Annotated in this window: 18 protein-coding genes and 1 pseudogene; 9 read left to right on the top strand and 10 right to left on the bottom strand. The window is 65.8% G+C overall.

Going from position 1 to position 16703, the window contains the following annotated elements; translation table 11 throughout:
• The 7 genes from AC1Q5P_RS19575 to copC form a co-directional block, all read right to left on the bottom strand.
• Positions 1-1722 carry a PHA/PHB synthase family protein gene (locus AC1Q5P_RS19575; protein WP_062346039.1) on the bottom strand — a complete coding sequence of 574 codons (1722 nt, stop codon included), beginning with the start codon at positions 1720-1722 and terminating at the stop codon, positions 1-3.
• A 188-nt stretch (positions 1723-1910) separates the two neighbouring features.
• Positions 1911-2132 carry a hypothetical protein gene (locus tag AC1Q5P_RS19570; protein ID WP_017501310.1) on the bottom strand — a complete coding sequence of 74 codons (222 nt, stop codon included), beginning with the start codon at positions 2130-2132 and terminating at the stop codon, positions 1911-1913.
• Positions 2126-2524, bottom strand: coding sequence for a Cu(I)-responsive transcriptional regulator (gene cueR, locus AC1Q5P_RS19565; RefSeq protein ID WP_007406402.1), 399 nt, complete (start codon positions 2522-2524; stop codon positions 2126-2128). The genes AC1Q5P_RS19570 and cueR overlap by 7 nt, the downstream gene beginning before the upstream one ends.
• Complete coding sequence (locus tag AC1Q5P_RS19560; RefSeq protein WP_004206948.1) at positions 2521-4878, bottom strand: heavy metal translocating P-type ATPase; 2358 nt, start codon at positions 4876-4878, stop codon at positions 2521-2523. Before AC1Q5P_RS19560 ends, cueR begins: the two co-directional genes overlap by 4 nt.
• A 107-nt stretch (positions 4879-4985) precedes the next feature.
• On the bottom strand, positions 4986-5660 hold the full coding sequence (locus AC1Q5P_RS19555; protein WP_492519823.1) for a class I SAM-dependent methyltransferase: 675 nt from the start codon (positions 5658-5660) through the stop codon (positions 4986-4988).
• A 36-nt stretch (positions 5661-5696) separates the two neighbouring features.
• On the bottom strand, positions 5697-6641 hold the full coding sequence (gene copD / locus AC1Q5P_RS19550) for a copper homeostasis membrane protein CopD (RefSeq protein WP_492519822.1): 945 nt from the start codon (positions 6639-6641) through the stop codon (positions 5697-5699).
• 4 nt (positions 6642-6645) lie between these two features.
• Positions 6646-7023 carry a copper homeostasis periplasmic binding protein CopC gene (copC, locus tag AC1Q5P_RS19545; protein WP_492519821.1) on the bottom strand — a complete coding sequence of 126 codons (378 nt, stop codon included), beginning with the start codon at positions 7021-7023 and terminating at the stop codon, positions 6646-6648.
• 132 nt (positions 7024-7155) lie between these two features.
• Between copC and AC1Q5P_RS19540 the strand changes: the two genes are divergently transcribed.
• The 9 genes from AC1Q5P_RS19540 to AC1Q5P_RS19500 all read left to right on the top strand — a co-directional run bounded on the left by AC1Q5P_RS19540 (position 7156) and on the right by AC1Q5P_RS19500 (position 14824).
• On the top strand, positions 7156-7428 hold the full coding sequence (locus AC1Q5P_RS19540; RefSeq protein ID WP_007406394.1) for a hypothetical protein: 273 nt from the start codon (positions 7156-7158) through the stop codon (positions 7426-7428).
• Positions 7428-7865 carry a periplasmic heavy metal sensor gene (locus tag AC1Q5P_RS19535; protein WP_025550099.1) on the top strand — a complete coding sequence of 146 codons (438 nt, stop codon included), beginning with the start codon at positions 7428-7430 and terminating at the stop codon, positions 7863-7865. The genes AC1Q5P_RS19540 and AC1Q5P_RS19535 overlap by 1 nt, the downstream gene beginning before the upstream one ends.
• Positions 7862-8428, top strand: coding sequence for an RNA polymerase sigma factor (locus tag AC1Q5P_RS19530; RefSeq protein WP_492519820.1), 567 nt, complete (start codon positions 7862-7864; stop codon positions 8426-8428). Before AC1Q5P_RS19535 ends, AC1Q5P_RS19530 begins: the two co-directional genes overlap by 4 nt.
• 67 nt (positions 8429-8495) lie before the next feature.
• Complete coding sequence (locus AC1Q5P_RS19525; RefSeq protein WP_492519819.1) at positions 8496-10445, top strand: copper resistance system multicopper oxidase; 1950 nt, start codon at positions 8496-8498, stop codon at positions 10443-10445.
• Complete coding sequence (locus tag AC1Q5P_RS19520) at positions 10445-11563, top strand: copper resistance protein B (protein ID WP_492519818.1); 1119 nt, start codon at positions 10445-10447, stop codon at positions 11561-11563. Before AC1Q5P_RS19525 ends, AC1Q5P_RS19520 begins: the two co-directional genes overlap by 1 nt.
• Positions 11564-11653: 90 nt before the next feature.
• Positions 11654-12127: a DUF305 domain-containing protein gene (locus AC1Q5P_RS19515; RefSeq protein ID WP_492519817.1), complete on the top strand. Its 474-nt coding sequence runs from the start codon at positions 11654-11656 to the stop codon at positions 12125-12127.
• A gap of 59 nt (positions 12128-12186) precedes the next feature.
• Positions 12187-13722 carry a two-component system sensor histidine kinase NtrB gene (locus AC1Q5P_RS19510; protein WP_492519816.1) on the top strand — a complete coding sequence of 512 codons (1536 nt, stop codon included), beginning with the start codon at positions 12187-12189 and terminating at the stop codon, positions 13720-13722.
• On the top strand, positions 13712-14335 hold the full coding sequence (locus AC1Q5P_RS19505; protein WP_048575130.1) for a response regulator transcription factor: 624 nt from the start codon (positions 13712-13714) through the stop codon (positions 14333-14335). The genes AC1Q5P_RS19510 and AC1Q5P_RS19505 overlap by 11 nt, the downstream gene beginning before the upstream one ends.
• Positions 14336-14416: 81 nt before the next feature.
• Entirely contained in the window at positions 14417-14824 is a 408-nt protein-coding gene (locus AC1Q5P_RS19500; protein ID WP_492519815.1) for a response regulator, read from the top strand.
• Positions 14825-14883: 59 nt separating this feature from the next.
• Here AC1Q5P_RS19500 and AC1Q5P_RS19495 read toward each other — a convergent pair.
• The 3 genes and pseudogenes from AC1Q5P_RS19495 to AC1Q5P_RS19485 all read right to left on the bottom strand — a co-directional run.
• Positions 14884-15321 (bottom strand): annotated as a pseudogene (locus AC1Q5P_RS19495) (CorA family divalent cation transporter); the annotation flags it as partial.
• A gap of 17 nt (positions 15322-15338) precedes the next feature.
• Positions 15339-16046, bottom strand: coding sequence for a TonB-dependent receptor plug domain-containing protein (locus AC1Q5P_RS19490; protein WP_492519814.1), 708 nt, complete (start codon positions 16044-16046; stop codon positions 15339-15341).
• A gap of 98 nt (positions 16047-16144) precedes the next feature.
• A complete protein-coding gene (locus AC1Q5P_RS19485; RefSeq protein ID WP_492519813.1) occupies positions 16145-16582 on the bottom strand; it encodes a hypothetical protein in 438 nt (145 codons plus the stop codon).
• Between the last annotated feature and the right edge of the window lie 121 nt (positions 16583-16703).

The following is a 16703-nucleotide window of genomic DNA, read 5'->3' as shown; positions in this document are numbered from 1 at the left end:
TCAGCGCTCCAGCACGTAGCGCCCGGGGGCATCACCGAGCGGCGGATAGTTCCGTTCGGGCGCGCCCATCGACGGTGGGGCGGCCGCCTTGCCCGAGTGCGATCCAAGCCATGAACTCCATTCCGGCCACCACGACCCTTCGCGCAGCTCGGCCCGCTCCAGCCAGGTATCGGGACCTGGCGCCGGGCCATCCTGCATCCGTGTCGCGACGCGAAAGTGGCGATGAGGATGCCCGGGCTCGGAGACGATCCCGGCATTGTGGCCACCGCTCGTCAGCACGAAGCGGATCTCCGCGCCCGTCAGCATGTGGAGCTTGTGGGTCGAGCGCCACGGCGCGACATGGTCGGTTTCCGTGCCCACCATGAAGATCGGCATGCGCAGCCCCGAGAGCGAGACCGGGTGGCCGCCGGCCTCGTAGCGCCCTTCGGACAGGTCATTGTCGAGGAACAGGCGCCGAAGATATTGCGCGTGCATGGCATAGGGCATGCGGGTGCCGTCGGCGTTCCATGCCATGAGGTCGGTCATCGGCTCGCGCTCGCCCATGAGATAGGTCGAGAGGATGCGCGACCAGAGCAGATCGTTGGACCGCAGCATCTGGAAGGCGCCGCCCATATGGCTGCTGTCGAGAAAGCCGCGCGCCCACATCATCGCATCGATCAGGTTGATCTCCGCCTCGTCGATGAACAGACCAAGTTCGCCCGGCTCGCTGAACTCGGTCTGGGCGGCGAACAGCGTGACGCTCGCCAGACGCTCATCTTCATCGCGCGCCATCGCGGCCGCGGTGATGGCGAGCAGCGTGCCGCCGATACAATAGCCGGCCGCGTGGATCTTCTCGGTGCCGGTAATCGCCTGGATGACATCCACGGCGGCCATCGGCCCAAGCAGGCGATAATCCTCCATGTCGAGATCGCGGTCGGCGCTGTCGGGATTGTGCCAGGAGATGCAGAACACGGTGTAGCCCTGCCCTACCAGCCAGCGGATGAGCGAATTTTCCGGCGACAGGTCGAGGATGTAATATTTCATGATCCATGCCGGCACGATCAGTATCGGCTCCGGACGCACCGTCTCGGTTGCGGGCGCATATTGGATCAGTTCCATGACCCTGTTGCGAAACACGACCTTGCCAGCCGTGGCTGCGACCTTCTCGCCGACCCGATAGGCCTCCGTGCCCGCTGCGGGCTCCCCGCGTACCAGGCGTTCCAGGTCGTCGCAAAAAAATCGCGCACCCTCGACAAGGCATTGTCCTCCGGTTTCGAGGATGCGCTGCTGGAGCACGGGGTTGGTCGGGATGAAATTGGTCGGGGACACCATGTCGAGCATCTGGCGGGTCGCGAACTCGACGATCGCTTCGTGGTGCCCGGTGACGCCGCTCACGCCGGTCGTCGCGGCATGCCACCATTGCTGCTGGAGCAGGAAGGCCTGCTCGATCAGGTCGAACGGATGGCGCTTCCAGGCTGCGTCGGCGAAGCGCCGATCCTGGGGCAGCGGATCGATCGCCGGCTCGGGATCGCTGCCGGATGCGCTGCGCATGGCATAGTCGGCGAGCCGCATCAGCTTGCGCCCGCCCTTGGCGGCGAGCTGCAGCTGCCTGCCTGGCGAGCAGAGAATGTGCGTCCACCAGTCGGAAAAAGACTGCGCCAAAGTGGCGGGCGACTGGCCTGAAGTCAGCTGCGCGATGGCGGCGAAGCTCGACCGATCCAGCGTCGTGGCCAGACCGTCCAACGGGTCAGGGATATTGCTTCGACTCTGCACATTTTCGCTCCTGCTGCGGTGCAACAAGCCCTGAAGCGCAGGAAGCCTCTGCGCACTCCGTAGTCCTACGGAGGGATTGCCTCGCATATGCCAGCCCCAGAAGTCAGAGCTCAGCACGACATTGCTGTATGAAAAGCGGCCAAATACGATCAGGAGGCTCAGTGCGGTCGCACGGGCGAGCCAGCTATCCCGCCGAACCAGTCCCGCAATACCGGCGAAAGGGTCTGCGGGTTGCCGCCGATATGGCGAAGATCCTCCGCCAGCAGTGGCGGGCGGACTGCGAGGAAATATATCGCGAGGCCCGTCGTGAGAATGCCAAGTGCGATCAGCACCCCGGCCGCCAGAGCGGGTCTGGTCCGAGAGGCGGCCGGCGCTAACATTTTCTGTCGAGACTCAGTTCGGCGATGATGGGACAATCTGGCCGCTCGTCGCCATGACAGCGCTCGGCGAGATCGACGAGGGTCTCGCGCAGGGTCGTCAGCGCTTCGGCCTTGCGCTGCAATTCCTCCGCCCGCGCCAACGCGACCCGCTTTACATCGGCGCTGCTGCGGCCCGTGTCGGCCCACAGGCCGAGCAGGGTCCGGATCTCCTCGATCGGAAAACCGAGATCGCGGGCATTGGCGATGAACCGCAGGCGATGGAGGTCACTCTCGCCATAGTCGCGATAACCCGCTCCCCGGCGCGGCGGCGCCGGGATGAGGCCGATCTTCTCATAATGGCGGATCATCCGCTCCGAGACCCCGCTTTGCTTCGACGCCTCCCCGATGTTCACAGCGCTTTCCGGTTGAGGCGCAGCGCGTTGGTGACCACGCTGACCGAGGAGAGCGCCATGGCGGCGGCCGCGATGATCGGCGAGAGCAGGATGCCGAACAGCGGATAGAGCGCGCCCGCCGCCACCGGCACCCCGGCGACATTGTAGATGAAGGCGAAGACCAGGTTCTGGCGGATGTTGGACATGGTCGCCTGGCTCAGCCGCCGTGCCCGCACGATGCCCATGAGATCGCCCTTGAGCAGCGTCACGCCCGCGCTCTCGATCGCGACGTCGGTGCCCGAGCCCATGGCAATACCGACATCGGCGGCAGCCAGTGCGGGGGCGTCGTTGACCCCGTCGCCGGCCATCGCCACCACGCGCCCCTCGCTCTTCAACCGCGCGACGACGGCACTCTTCTGGTCGGGCAGTACCTCGGCTTCGACATCGTCAATGCCGAGCCGCCTTGCCACCGCCTCTGCTGTGGTGCGGTTGTCGCCGGTCAACATCACCACGCGAATGCCTTCGGCCTTGAGTGCGGCCAGGGCCTCCGGCGTCGTCTGCTTCACGGGATCGGCGATTGCAAAGGCGCCGCCGACGGTGCCGTCGACGCCGATGAAGATCGCGGTGGCGCCATCCCGGCGCAGGGCGTCGGCCTGCTCCGCCAGCGCGTCGGTTGCTATGCCCTCTTCCGAGAGGAACCGCGCATTACCGAGCACGATCCGGCGGCCGTCGACGGTGCCGAGCGCGCCGCGTCCGGTGGGGGAATCGAAGTCGGTGACGTCGCTCGTGGGGATGCCGCGATCCTTGGCGGCCTCGACGATCGCCAGCGCGAGCGGATGCTCGGAGGCCCGCTCGACCGAGGCGGCAAGCCGCAGCAGTTCGGCTTCGTCGAAGCCGGGCGCCGGCACGATCTGGGTGACGGCAGGCCGGCCTTCGGTCAGCGTGCCGGTCTTGTCGACGACGAGCGTGTCGACTTTTTCCATATGCTCGAGCGCTTCGGCATTCTTGATGAGGACGCCGAGCCCGGCGCCGCGGCCAACCCCGACCATGATCGACATCGGCGTGGCGAGACCCAGTGCGCAGGGACAGGCGATGATCAGCACGGCGACCGCCGCAACCAGCCCGTAGGCGAAGCGCGGCTCGGGGCCCCAGATGCCCCAGGCGATGAACGCGACCACCGCGACCGCGATGACCACGGGCACGAACCAGCCCGACACCTGATCGGCCATGCGCTGGATCGGCGCGCGCGAGCGCTGCGCCTCGGCGACCATCTGGACGATGCGCGCGAGCATGGTGTCCCGGCCAACCTTGTCGGCGACGATAACGAGCGCGCCGGTCTGGTTGAGCGTGCCGCCGATCACCGTGTCGGCCTTGGCCTTGGTGACGGGCATGGACTCACCGGTGACCATCGACTCGTCGAGCGAGGAACGGCCGTCCTCGACCACGCCATCGACCGGCACCTTCTCGCCAGGACGCACACGCAGGCGGTCGCCGACCGCAACGAGATCGAGGCTGATTTCCTCTTCACTGCCATCGGAACCGATCCGGCGCGCGGTCTTTGGCGCAAGGTTAAGCAGCGCCTTGATCGCGCCCGAGGTCCGCTCGCGCGCGCGCAGTTCGAGCATCTGGCCGAGCAGCACGAGGACAGTGATCACCGCGGCCGCCTCGAAATAGACGGCAACCATGCCGTCCTCTCCGCGGAAGGCGGGCGGGAACAGCTGGGGCGCGAGCGTCGCGACGACGCTGTAGATCCAGGCGACCCCGGTCCCCATCGCGATCAGGGTGAACATGTTGAGGTTGCGGGTCTTGAGCGAGGCCCAGCCACGCTCGAAGAAGGGCCAGCCCGCCCAGAGCACGACGGGTGTCGCCAGCACGAACTGGATCCATACCGAGATCGACATCGGCACGAGGCGATGGATCGCGGGAAAGAGATGCGCGCCCATCTCGAGGATCAGCACCGGGAGGGCCAGCATCAGGCCGACCCGGAAGCGCCGTGTGAAATCGACCAGCTCATGGCTGGGGCCGCTGTCGGCGGTCACGGTCGCGGGCTCGAGCGCCATGCCGCAGATCGGACAGGATCCGGGATGGTCCTGCCGGATCTCTGGATGCATCGGGCAGGTCCAGATCGTGCCTTCGGGCGCCGCGACCGGCGGCGCTGGCGGGCCGAGATAGCGCTCGGGATCGGCGATGAATTTGGTCCGGCAGCCCGCGCTACAGAAATGATAGCGTTCACCGCCATGCTCGGCTTGATGCGCCGTGGTCGCCGGGTCGACGGTCATGCCGCAGACCGGGTCCTTGACGCCGGTCGCCGCTTTCGCGGCGCTGTGGCCGCCGCAGCAACCGCCGCCATGCGCCGCACCATGTGTCTCGTTCATCGCCTTGCTCCTTTCGACGCCTGACGATCTAGGGTCTGACACCGTGTCAGGGTCAATACGTAATCGCCTAAGCGGACAAATCGGCGGGCCCGTTCGCCTGGCCGCCATCAGCCAAGGTCATTGGCAACCGTAAGGCCGTGGTCCTGCGCCGGTCGATGCGCCGTAAACAAGTCGATCGCGCCGGTGATGGTCAAAAGCCGAAACGTCTCGGCCACATGCCTGAAGCCGGCCGCCGCGATCAGGCCGGGGAGCACGCCGTCGGCATTGGGCCGGGTATCATCGATGCCATCGAGCCGCTGCACGGTCAGGCGGAAGGCAAGCCGCATGAAACCCTGCTGGCGGCCATAATCGGCGATCACCAGGCGCCCACCCGGGCGCAGCATGGCGAACATGGCGCGCAGGGTTGCCGCCTTCTCCCTGACCGGCATCTGATGCAGCACGAGACTCGACACGACAGCGTCGGCGGTACCCGGGGCCACGTCCCTGGCAAATCCCTGACGCCAGTCGATATCGGCCCGCCGCACAGCGGCCTTGTGCCGCGCGATGTCGAGCGCCTCGGCATTGGGATCGAGACCGATCACCTGCGTCCTGGGCTCGGCTTGCTTGAGCATCAGCGCGAAGCTGCCGGTGCCACAGCCGACGTCGACGACCGTCTCACCGGCTTTGGGCGCCAGGGCGGCGAGCATGGCGGCACGCCACCGCTTCTCCCGCGTCCACAGGCGGATCGCGCGATCATAGTCTTTCGTCGATCCGGTCCCGAGCGGCGGGGTGTAGGATTGCATTGGCTTCTCCCAACGCGAGGCGTCCGAAACGATAAGCTACATCGACATGGGCGGCGATAGTGTCCCCAGCCAGGCGACGAGCCCGAGAATGACGATCGCAAGACCGCCTTCGACGACGAGGCTCGCGCGCAGCAGCGCCTGCGCCCGTGGCGCGTCCTCTTCCTCGATCGCCTGCGCAAGTGCCGGGGTCAGGCGATAACGGTTGAGCGCGGCCAGGCCCAGCATGCCGGCGAACAGCAGCAGCTTGGCGATGAGCAGCAGGCCGTAGGTCGACTGCCCGAGCGAGGCGATGTTGCCCGGACCGACGAGGAACCAGCCGTTCACCGTCCCGGTCAGGATCAGCAGGGCGACGATGATCGTGCCGACGAGGGAGAAGCCCCGCAACGCTTCCTCGGCGAGCGTGACCCGGTCCATGTCTTGAGCGGCGAGATCGTCGGTTGCGAGCCTGGGAAGTACCAGCGCGAGGAATGCGGCAAGCGCGCCGACCCAGGCGCCGGCGGCGAGCAGATGGATGAGATCGGCCCCCAGTTGCAGCCAGCCCGCCTCGCCTTCGCCAGCCGCGCCATGCCCACTCCAGGCGAGGGTCGCGAGTGCGACCGCGCCTGCCAGAGTGGAGGCGATGAAGGCAGGACGGGATTGCCGGCGATAGAAGGGGATGGAGAGCAGAAGAACGAGGAGCGCGACGAGGCGCGCCTTCAGCGCCGTTCCCATGGACGTGCCGTTGAACAGCTCTGCGACCATGGAAAGATCAGGCTGGGTGAGCGGCAGCCCGGTCATGGCCGCTGCCTGCAACGCGAACCCCAGCACCGACAGCAGGAGGGCGAGACAGGCGAGACCGGCCACCATTGCTACCATCGGCAGATGCCGCTGTACCATCCGGCCGCCGCCGGGCGCATAGAGCGCGAACAGCGGCAGGCCGAACAACAGGCCGAGATCGACGTAAAGCGCCCAGCGGACGGCGACGAGTGCCACGTCGTTCATGGCGTCACTTGACGGTAAAGGCGAGATTGCCCTGGATGCGGTGCGTGTCGGTCGAGACGACGTGCCAGGCGACCTGATAGCTGCCCGCCATGAGCGGCTTGGCGAGCGTCAGCACGAGCGTCTTGTCGCCTTCGACGGACGTCTTGAAGCCGGTTACCGCCATGCGGTGGTTGGGCATGCCGGGCATGCCGGTCATCACGATCTCGGCGCCCGACAGCTTCGGCATCAGACCTTCACTGAAGGTGAGCGTTATACGCGACGGCGCCGGGACGCTGGCGTTGGCGGCGGGCGTCGAGGACACGAGCTTGGGATGGGCGTAGGCCGGAGCCGAAACACTCAGGCCGGCGGCGGCGATGGCTGCGAGCGGCGAAAAGAAGCGCATTTGGACATTCTCCTGTCAGTGACATGAGAGAATACGCAGCCGCGACCTGCACCCCTCGCAATTTTCTTTTTGTTCCCGGACAAGGGTTGCCGGACCATCCTGCGTATTGAGAAGTGAAGACGGAGAAACATCATGGACCACCTCGACGACATGCTCAGCCGGTTGCGGGAAGCGCCGCTCGATCCCCGGCTTGCCGGGCTGGACAGCCGCGTCATGGCCGAGATCGCCCGGCTCCAGGCCATGCCCCGCCTGAGCGCCACGACATTCGGTATCGCCGCGGCAGCAGCCTTGTTCCTGGGAATTGCCGGCTCGGCCGTGCCTGTGCGGTCGACCGAAGCCGGGCCGATATCGCCCTTTGACGCGCGGCTCGCGCTCGCTCCTTCGACGCTGCTGAGTTCACAATGATGCGCGACCGCCGGCTCCTGCTCCTCGTCCTGCTGACCTTTGCCGCGGCGATCGCCGGTGTGGTCATCGGCCGCGTCTATGTGGTTCCGGTGCGCCCGGTCGAAAATGAGTTGCACGACCTGCTCCATCGCGATCTGAAGCTGGACACCGCGCAACATAGCCGTCTCGAGACGATCGAGAAGAACTATGCGATCCGGCGTCAGGCACTGGAGGCCGAACTGCGCGCCGATAACGCGCGGCTCGCCGAGGCGATCGAGGCGGAGCATGGCTATGGTCCTCGGGTTGCAGGGGCGGTGGATCGCTCGCACCAGGCGATGGGCGCGCTGCAGAAGGAAACACTCGAGCATATATTCGCGATGCGGGCCGTGCTGCGCCCGGATCAGACGGACAAGTTCGACGACGCCGTGGTGAAAGCGCTGACGGCCAAGTCCAAATGACCGCGTGCCTCCCCGACTGCTCGGACGGGGAGCTCGCGGCTCTGGCGCTTGGAGGCCGGCAAGCGGCCTATGGCGAGCTGGTCCGCCGGCATCAGGGCTGGGTGCACCGCCTCGTGCGCAGCCATGTCGGGAACCGCGACGAAGCGCTCGACGTGACCCAGGCGAGCTTCGTCGCCGCCTTCGCCGCACTCAACCACTATGACGCTGCGCGACCTTTTCCGGTCTGGATGTCGCGGATCGTCATCAACAAATGCCATGACTGGCGCCGCCGCCGCGCGGTCCGCAACTTCTTCTCCCACGCGCTGGCGCTGGGGGAAGCCGAACATGTCGTCGACGAGGCGCCACTACCCGACCAGGCGATCGGCGCCGAGCAGCAGCTGGCAGAGGCCATGAAAGCGATCGCCGCCCTGCCCGCATCGCTCAAGGACACGCTCGTCTTGCGGACGATCGATGAGAAATCGGAAGCCGAAACCGCCGAGATTCTCGGCATCTCCCAGAAGGCGGTCGAAACACGCCTCTACCGCGCCCGGGCGCGCCTCGCGGAAATTTTGAAGAAAGTTTGAGGGGCACGCGGGCGGGCTGCGTATTTCCAGTAGGCCCGCCCTCTTTCCGCAAGCTGAGACAAACCGAATGATTTCTGCTCTCGACCGCCGCCAGTTCCTTCGCGGCGCGGCCCTCGCCGGTGGCGGCGCCGCCTTGTCAGCCTGGCTGCCGGCCTGGGCGCAGACGATCTCGCCGGGGATGCGGCCGACGCTGCCGACCGTGTCGGGCGAAGACATCACGCTGACGATCGCCCGGCAGTCGATGAGCATCGATGGTCGCCAGTTCCGGGCAATCGGCGTCAACGGCACGGTCCCTGCGCCACTCATCCGGCTGCGCGAAGGCCAGCGCGTGCGGCTCAACGTCGTCAATCAGCTCGAGGAGGACAGCTCGATCCACTGGCACGGGCTGCTGGTGCCAGCCAAGCATGACGGTGTGCCAGGCGTCTCTTTCCCCGGCATCAAGCCTGGCGGCAGCTATCTCTATGATTTTCCGGTGATGCAGAACGGCACCTACTGGTACCACAGCCATTCGGGCCTGCAGGAGCAGGAAGGCCATTACGGCCCGATCATCATCGATCCCGCCGGTGCCGATCCGGTCGCTTATGACCGCGAGCATGTCATCGTGCTCGCCGATCACAGTGCGCTCTCGCCGCAGGCGATCTTCCGGCGCCTCAAAGTCAACCCCGGGCATTTCAACTTCCAGCGCCAGACCCTGGCCGGGCTCCTGTCAGGCAAGGATCAGCCGCTCAAGGACCGGCTCGACTGGGGCCAGATGCGGATGGACCCCGCCGACATCTCCGATGTCACCGGATCGACCTACACCTATCTCGTCAACGGCCATGGTCCGATGGACAACTGGACCGCGCTCTTCACCCCGGGCGAGCGGGTGCGGCTGCGCGTCATCAATGCGTCGGCGATGACCACCTTCAACGTCCGCATTCCCGGCCTCCCGCTCAGCATCGTCCAGGCCGACGGGCAGAATGTGGTGCCGGTCACCGTCGACGAGTTCCAGATCGGTGTTGCCGAGACCTACGACGTCGTTGTCAGCCCAGGCGATGACAAGGCCTATACCCTTGTCGGCGAGGCCATCGACCGCTCGGGTATGGCGCGTGCCACGCTCGCGCCGCGCGCCGGCATGGCCGGCGAGGTGCCTCCCTTACGCAAACGGCCGCTCGCCGACATGAAAGACATGGGCATGGACATGTCCTCGATGCCGGGCATGGAAGGCATGGACATGTCGGGCGGCGCGATGCGGGGCGTCGATCCCACAGCCGAGAAGAACGCCTCCGCGCGCCTCGCGACCGGCGCGGCGGCAGCGGTGGCGACCATGGACCATAGCGCCATGGCGGGCATGGACCATTCGGGGATGGATCATTCCGCGATGACCGGGATGGATCATGGATCGATGGCCGGCATGGACCACGGCGCGATGGGCGCCGATGGCCAGATGGCGGGCATGGATCATGGCGGGCACGCGATGGGCTCGATGAAGATGCGCGATTTCTCGAATGCGCCCCAGGTGAAGCGCGATCCGAGCGTCCAGACCATCTCGCCGATGCCCGTCGACCGCACCGGCGAGCCCGGCCAGGGCCTCGCCGACGTCGGCCACAAGGTGCTTGTCTACAAGGATCTGATGGCGCTCGAGCGCAATCCGGATGTGCGCGCGCCGAGCCGCAGCATCGACATTCACCTCACCGGCAACATGGAGCGGTTCATGTGGTCGTTCGACGGCGAAAAAATGTCGGACCATCACGAGCCGATCCCCTTCATCGAAGGCGAGCGGGTGCGCGTCAATCTCATCAACGACACGATGATGGGGCATCCGATCCATATTCACGGGCATTTTTTCGAGCTGGTGACGGGGCATGGCGATCATGCGCCGCGCAAGCATACGGTGATCGTCCAGCCCGGCGGCAAGGTGACCTGGGACTTCACCGCCGACGCGGTCGGCGACTGGGCCTTCCACTGTCATCTCCTCTACCACATGCATGCAGGGATGATGCGGGTCGTGAGCGTCCGTCCGAAGGGAGACGCGTAATGACCCGCATCCTCACGCCGCTGGTGAGCGCGATCGCCCTTTTCGCTGCCGCGCCCGCCTTTGCCCAGGATCATTCGATGCACGGCATGCCCGGCATGGCGCCGCCGGGCGAAGTGGCGCCGGCGCAGGAGAAGAAGAAGGACAAGGCCGCCGCCAGGCCGCGCGCTCAGACACCAGCGCCGGACGCCACCTCGGCGATGGACCATTCGCAGCACCAGGCCAGTCCTGCGCCGCAGGGAGATGCGGCCGGTCAGCCGCAACCCGCGTCTCCCGCGATGCCGGAGATGCCGGGTATGGACCATTCGCAGCATGGCCAGACAACGATGCCGGGAATGCCCGCCATGCCCGGCATGCAAATGACCGGCACGGCGCTTCCGGCCGGCAATGCGCCCCCGCCGCCTCCCCCAAGCGACCACTTCGCCGATCGTGATTTTCCCGGCGGCGAGATGGCGCGCTCGCGCGACATCATGATGAAGGATAGCGGCGGCAACAATTTCGGGCAGATGCTGCTCAACCTGTTCGAGTATCAGGCGCATAGCGGCCGCGATGGCTATCGCTGGGATGGCGAAGGCTTTTACGGCGGCGACATCAACCGGCTCTGGCTCAAGAGCGAGGGCGAAGGCGAGTTCGGCCGCGGCATCGACAGCGCCGAGGTCCAGGCCCTCTATAGCCGGGCCATCGACCCCTATTTCAATCTTCAGGGCGGTATCCGCCAGGACTTCGGCCGCGGGCCCGACCGCACCTACGCGACGATCGGCGTCGAGGGCCTGGCTCCTGGCATGTTCGAGGTCGAAGGCGCGCTGTTCCTCTCGACCAAGGGCGATGTTCTGGGCCGGGTCGAGGGCTATTACGACCAGCGCATCACCCAGCGCCTGATCCTCCAGCCGCGCGCCGAGGTCAATTTCGCCGCACAGGATATTCCGGAGAACGACATCGGTTCGGGGCTGGTCAACATAGAGCTCGGCGCGCGCCTGCGCTACGAATTCAGCCGCCAGTTCGCGCCTTACATCGGCGTTTCCTATCTGCGCAAAGCCGGAGACACGGCGCGGCTGTCGAGGCTTGCGGGCGAGGACGTCCATGCCACCAGCTTCGTCGCCGGCGTTCGCTTCTGGTTTTAGCATCAGGACGGCTGATGGCGGGGGCGAACAAGAGAGCGGGGCGTTACACTCATACCCAGGTCGGCCGGCGCCGAGCGAAGGAGATACGCCATGGACCATTCGTCCCACATGAACACCCGGAAGATGGGCGCCTATTGGAGCCTTGCCGTTCAGACCGTCATCAGCGGCGTCATCATGTATCTGGTGATGTTCGTCATGATCGACGGGCTCGACAGCTTCTACAACAACCTCAACATGCTCTACATGACGCTGATGATGGTCGCGCCGATGGTGGTGCTGATGATCGTCGCCATGCGGCACATGTTCGCGTCGAAAGCCGCCAACATCGCGCTGATCGCCGCGTCGCTGGTCGCCTTCTTCGGCAGCTTTGCGCTCATCCGCACCCAGACCACGATCGGCGACACGGCCTTTCTGCGCTCGATGATCCCGCATCATTCCGGGGCGATCCTGATGTGCCAGGAAGCAAAGCTCAGCGATCCGGAAGTCATCCGGCTTTGCGAATCGATCAAGCGCTCGCAGCGGCAGGAAATCGACGAGATGAAGGCCATACTCGCGCGGCGCTGAGTGGCACGGTCGGGCTACGCCCGGATGCGTGCGCCCGGCCAGGCATGTGAGCCGGGACGATGGTCGACACGAGGCGCGGGCCGGACGAGATTGCCAGGGAGGTGGCGCGGCTTGCGCCGCTGTTCCTGCGACAGGCTGGCGGCCATGTCCTGACGCTGCTCGATCCTGCCGGGATCGTGCTGAGCTATAATGAAGAAGGCGAGCGTGCCGAATGCTGGCCGCTCGACCGCGTCCTGGGACAGCCCCACGACCTGTTCTACCCGCCCGACGAGATTACGGCCGGCCGCCCGTGCGCAGACCTGGCGGCCGCCTTTCACGAGGGCACGCTGGAGCGCGAAGCGTGGCGGGTCTGCGAGAACGGCGCGGAGTATCTCGCGCGCCTGACGATCAGCGCCCTGTTCGAAGGCGACGCACATCGAGGCTTCGCCTGCATCAGTCGCGATGTCACCGACGAGGCGGCGGTCCGCGCGTCGATCGAGACCCGCGAGCAGCATCTGCAATCGATCCTGGCGACCGTCCCCGATGCGATGATCATCATCGACGAGACCGGCGCCATCACGTCGTTCAGCGCAGCGGCCCAACGCCTGTTCGGCTATTCGGAAACCGAGCTCGTCGGCCGCAACGTCTCCTGCCTCATGCCCCAGCCCGATCGCGACCGGCATGACGAATATATCGCGCATTATCTCAAGACCGGCGAGCGCCGGATCATCGGCCTCGGCCGCGTCGTGGTCGGCCAGCGCCGCGACGGCTCGACTTTCCCGATGCAGCTGTCGGTCGGCGAGGCCGGTGAAGACGGGCAGCGGTTGTTCACCGGCTTCATCCGGGATCTCACCGCCAAGGAGCAGGATGAGCTCAGGCTCAAGGAACTGCAGGCAGAGCTGGTCCATGTCTCCCGGCTGAGCGCGATGGGCACCATGGCCTCGACCCTCGCGCATGAGCTCAACCAGCCGCTTGCCGCGGTCGCGCTCTATCTCGAGACGATCCGCGACATGCTCGACGAGCGGGACGACGAACCCTTCGTGTCGCTGCGATCGGTGATGGATGATGCGGCACAGGAAACGCTGCGGGCCGGCCATATCGTCCGGCGCCTGCGCGATTTCGTCGCCCGCGGCGAGGTCGACAAGAGCCTCCACGAGCTGCCGCAGGTCATCGCCGAGGCGAGCCAGCTCGCGCTGGTCGGCGCCCGCGAGCGCGGCATCCGCAGCTTCTTTGCGGTCGATCCCGCCGCGACGCCAGTCCTCGTCGACAGGGTGCAGATCCAGCAGGTGCTGGTCAACCTGATGCGCAATGCCATCGAGGCGATGGCGGAATGTCCGGTTCGCGACCTCAAGGTGGCGACCAGGTTGCGCCCTGACGGGCTGATCGAGGTGACCGTGGAGGATACCGGCCCCGGCATCGCCGACGAGGTCCGCGAGCAGCTCTTCACGGCGTTCAACTCGACAAAGGCCGACGGCATGGGCCTCGGCCTCTCGATCTGCCGGACCATCATCGAAGCACATGGCGGCCGCATCTGGATGGAGCGCCCCGACCGCGGCGGCACCCGCTTTCATTTTACCTTGATCCATGCGCAGGCGGAGGAGGAACATGGGGGATAGACGCGTCATCCATCTCGTCGACGACGAGGAGAGCATTCGCAAGGCGGCGAGCTTTGCGCTCAAGACCGCGGGCTACGACGTCGTGACCTATGCCTCGGGGGTGGAGTTTCTCAAGGAGGCGAAGTCGGCGGCCGTCGGCTGTGTCATCCTCGACGTGCGCATGCCCGAGATGGACGGTCTCGAGGTTCAGGCCGCCATGGCAGCGCGCGGGGTCAACATGCCGGTCATCGTCCTGACCGGCCATGGCGACGTGTCGGTTGCGGTGCAGGCCATGAAAGGCGGCGCGGTCGACTTTCTCGAGAAACCCTTCGAGAAAGCCGCCCTGCTCGGCGCCGTCAGCCGCGCGTTCGCGCGTCTCGACGATGTCGACCTTCGTACCCTGGAAACGTCCGAAGCCGGTGTGCGGGTCGCTGCACTGACGCCCCGGGAGCGGGAAGTGCTGGAAGGGCTGGCGAACGGCCTGCCCAACAAGACGATCGCCTATGACCTGGGCTGTTCATCGCGAACGGTCGAGGTCCATCGCGCGAGCCTGATGGCCAAGCTCGAGGTCCGCAACCTGTCCGAAGCCCTGCGGATCGCCTTTGCCGCGGGCATGGGCCGCAAGCCGAAATGACTGCGACCTCTACGTAGCGACGGGACGAGGCGCGATATGCGATCGATGGTGCAATCGTCACACGGGTGTCCGCTTCTCGCAATGCCATCAGTCCGTTCCACCCAGCACGATGGCAGATACACCATCCTCGTTTCCGACGACGATCCCGGCGTGCGGCGTGGCCTCCAGCTGCTGCTGAGATCGCGCGGCTATGCCGTGTGGGGATATACGACCGGCCACGCGCTGTTGGCCGACCCCCGCGCGAAGGAGGCGGACTGCGTCATCCTCGACTATCGCATGCCCGACATCGACGGATTTGCGATGCTGCGTCACCTCCGCCAGCTCGGATGGTCGGGACGGGCCATCATGATCTCAGGCTTTCACGACACGCTGCTGGCCTCGCGGGCCGCCGAGGCGGGCTTCGATCACGTTCTCGCAAAGCCGTTGATCGGCAGGGCTTTGCTCGATGCGTTGGACCGGCACCGCGCCGAGACGCTTCGAAAGCATTGAGTTATGCCGGCCTGCCCCAGCGGCCTCAGCCCGCGCGATGTGGAAAGCGGTCAGCGACGTCAAAGCCAGTGGCTGCGTTTGAACCGGATGTAGAGTCCGATGCAGACCGCAGCGATGACGCCGAGGATGACGAAATATCCCCGCTGCGTCTTCAGTTCGGGCATATTCTCGAAGTTCATCCCGTAGATCCCGGCAATCGCGGTAGGCACCGCTAGGATCGCGGCCCAGGCGGCGAGCTGACGCGTGATCGCACCCTGGCGCTGCTGTTCGAGCAGGTGACTCGCCTCGAACACCGAGATCAGGATGTCGCGGATGCCGGTGATGGCGCTCTCAACCCGGAGCATGTGATCGAGGAGATCACGGAAATAGGGTTTGGAGGCCTCATCAAGCCGCGGAAGCTGCAGGTTCACCAGCTTGCGACCGACCTCGAGCATGGGACCGAGCACGCGCTGGAAGCGGACCAGCTCACGCCGCAGCGTGAAAATCCGGGTCACTTCTCGATGGAAATCCCGGGTCAGTTCTCAGTGGCAATCAACAATGCGCCTGCCGAGAGGCCATCGCCGCGGAAATAGCTGTTCTGCTGTGTGCCGAGCGGCGTGTCATAGTCGTCGGTACGGCGATAGAAGGCGTCGCCATGCAGCACGAAGCTGCCAAGCCTGACGTCGGTCTGGCCGGACACCTCGCCGGCATTGTTGACCGTCCCGAAGCTACCGTTCAGCTCGCCTGACACCGTCTTCGTCGGGAGGGACTGCGGGACACGATTGTTGATGACATTGACAACCCCGCCGATCGCCTGGCTAGCGTAGCGCAAGGTCGCCGGACCCCGCACGACCTCGATGCTCTGCGCCGCGAGCGGATCGATCGGCACGCCGTGGTCGGGCGCGATGTCGGACACATCCGCGCTGCTGCTGCCATCCTCCAGCAAGCGCACGCGCGTTGCGTCCATGCCGCGGATGATCGGGCGACTGGCGCCCGCCGCGAATGCGGTCGATGAGATGCCGGGCACGGTCTGAAGCGAATCCGCGATATTCGAGCCGCCCGTCGTCAATATCGAATCCCGATCGACCTTGGCGACGATCGTCGGCGTGTCGTTGCCGAAGGGCGACGCCGTGACGATGATGTCCGTCGATGGGTCGGGGGTGGTGGACGGCGCCTGCTGCGCCAGTGCGGCAGCAGGGAACAGCGCGGCTGTTACCACGCCAAAACGAAGTAGAGTGCACATGACCTGATCTCCAGGAACCTTGAGGACTTGGCTCTGCCGGCAGACAGCCCACAGGGCCGGGCACGATCCACTCGAGGGACCGTTGCCGCTGCTTTGTCTCAGTGGGTCAGGAACAGGGGCGGCGCGCGGCTATGCCAGGCATGCGAGCGCGAACGGCCGCTTTGGCGGATATAAGGCGTGACGGGCCGCCATGAGGCAAACCCGATCCGTGCTTCCAACGCCGGTACGGTAGGCGAGAGATAGTGGCCGGCCGTCGCGGCTTCGCGGCAGATCTGGCATCGGTCGGGCGTATCGGGCGAGGATTGCCCATGTGTAAGACCGTTGCTCGAAGCCAATTCGGACGCTGCGGACAGCGGCCGGACATTGGTGTGAAAATGCGTCTGGACAAGGATGCCGTGCCAGCAGAACACGACGAGCATCGCGAGCGAAAACAGCGTGTTCGCCGTCCATCGAATTGAGCGATGCTCGCGATGCGACGCGCTTGTGATGCGCAGGTGTCGCGACCCCGGTGACATCGATGACTCAATCCGCGCCAAGGGTCATGGCCCCCGTTGTCACGACGACACCGGACATTAGATCACTGAATCACTGACCGGCTGACGCCGGTAGGATCAAGCGGTGGGGCTGAAGCCGTCCTTGTGGGTATGTCGGTCGAGG

The sequence above is a fragment of the Novosphingobium sp. GW835-FHT14H07 genome (assembly GCF_058793515.1).
This window is presented reverse-complemented; position numbering and strand designations above follow the sequence as displayed.

What these genes read in the sequence shown, in the direction of transcription:
- AC1Q5P_RS19570 (WP_017501310.1), bottom strand. Translation starts at nt 2,132, where the DNA reads ATGTTAGCGCCGGCCGCCTCTCGGACCAGACCCGCTCTGGCGGCCGGG.
- AC1Q5P_RS19560 (WP_004206948.1), bottom strand. Translation starts at nt 4,878, where the DNA reads ATGAACGAGACACATGGTGCGGCGCATGGCGGCGGTTGCTGCGGCGGC.
- AC1Q5P_RS19555 (WP_492519823.1), bottom strand. Translation starts at nt 5,660, where the DNA reads ATGCAATCCTACACCCCGCCGCTCGGGACCGGATCGACGAAAGACTAT.
- copD (WP_492519822.1), bottom strand. Translation starts at nt 6,641, where the DNA reads ATGAACGACGTGGCACTCGTCGCCGTCCGCTGGGCGCTTTACGTCGAT.
- copC (WP_492519821.1), bottom strand. Translation starts at nt 7,023, where the DNA reads ATGCGCTTCTTTTCGCCGCTCGCAGCCATCGCCGCCGCCGGCCTGAGT.
- AC1Q5P_RS19540 (WP_007406394.1), top strand. Translation starts at nt 7,156, where the DNA reads ATGGACCACCTCGACGACATGCTCAGCCGGTTGCGGGAAGCGCCGCTC.
- AC1Q5P_RS19535 (WP_025550099.1), top strand. Translation starts at nt 7,428, where the DNA reads ATGCGCGACCGCCGGCTCCTGCTCCTCGTCCTGCTGACCTTTGCCGCG.
- AC1Q5P_RS19530 (WP_492519820.1), top strand. Translation starts at nt 7,862, where the DNA reads ATGACCGCGTGCCTCCCCGACTGCTCGGACGGGGAGCTCGCGGCTCTG.
- AC1Q5P_RS19525 (WP_492519819.1), top strand. Translation starts at nt 8,496, where the DNA reads ATGATTTCTGCTCTCGACCGCCGCCAGTTCCTTCGCGGCGCGGCCCTC.
- AC1Q5P_RS19520 (WP_492519818.1), top strand. Translation starts at nt 10,445, where the DNA reads ATGACCCGCATCCTCACGCCGCTGGTGAGCGCGATCGCCCTTTTCGCT.
- AC1Q5P_RS19515 (WP_492519817.1), top strand. Translation starts at nt 11,654, where the DNA reads ATGGACCATTCGTCCCACATGAACACCCGGAAGATGGGCGCCTATTGG.
- AC1Q5P_RS19510 (WP_492519816.1), top strand. Translation starts at nt 12,187, where the DNA reads ATGGTCGACACGAGGCGCGGGCCGGACGAGATTGCCAGGGAGGTGGCG.
- AC1Q5P_RS19505 (WP_048575130.1), top strand. Translation starts at nt 13,712, where the DNA reads ATGGGGGATAGACGCGTCATCCATCTCGTCGACGACGAGGAGAGCATT.
- AC1Q5P_RS19500 (WP_492519815.1), top strand. Translation starts at nt 14,417, where the DNA reads ATGCCATCAGTCCGTTCCACCCAGCACGATGGCAGATACACCATCCTC.
- AC1Q5P_RS19490 (WP_492519814.1), bottom strand. Translation starts at nt 16,046, where the DNA reads ATGTGCACTCTACTTCGTTTTGGCGTGGTAACAGCCGCGCTGTTCCCT.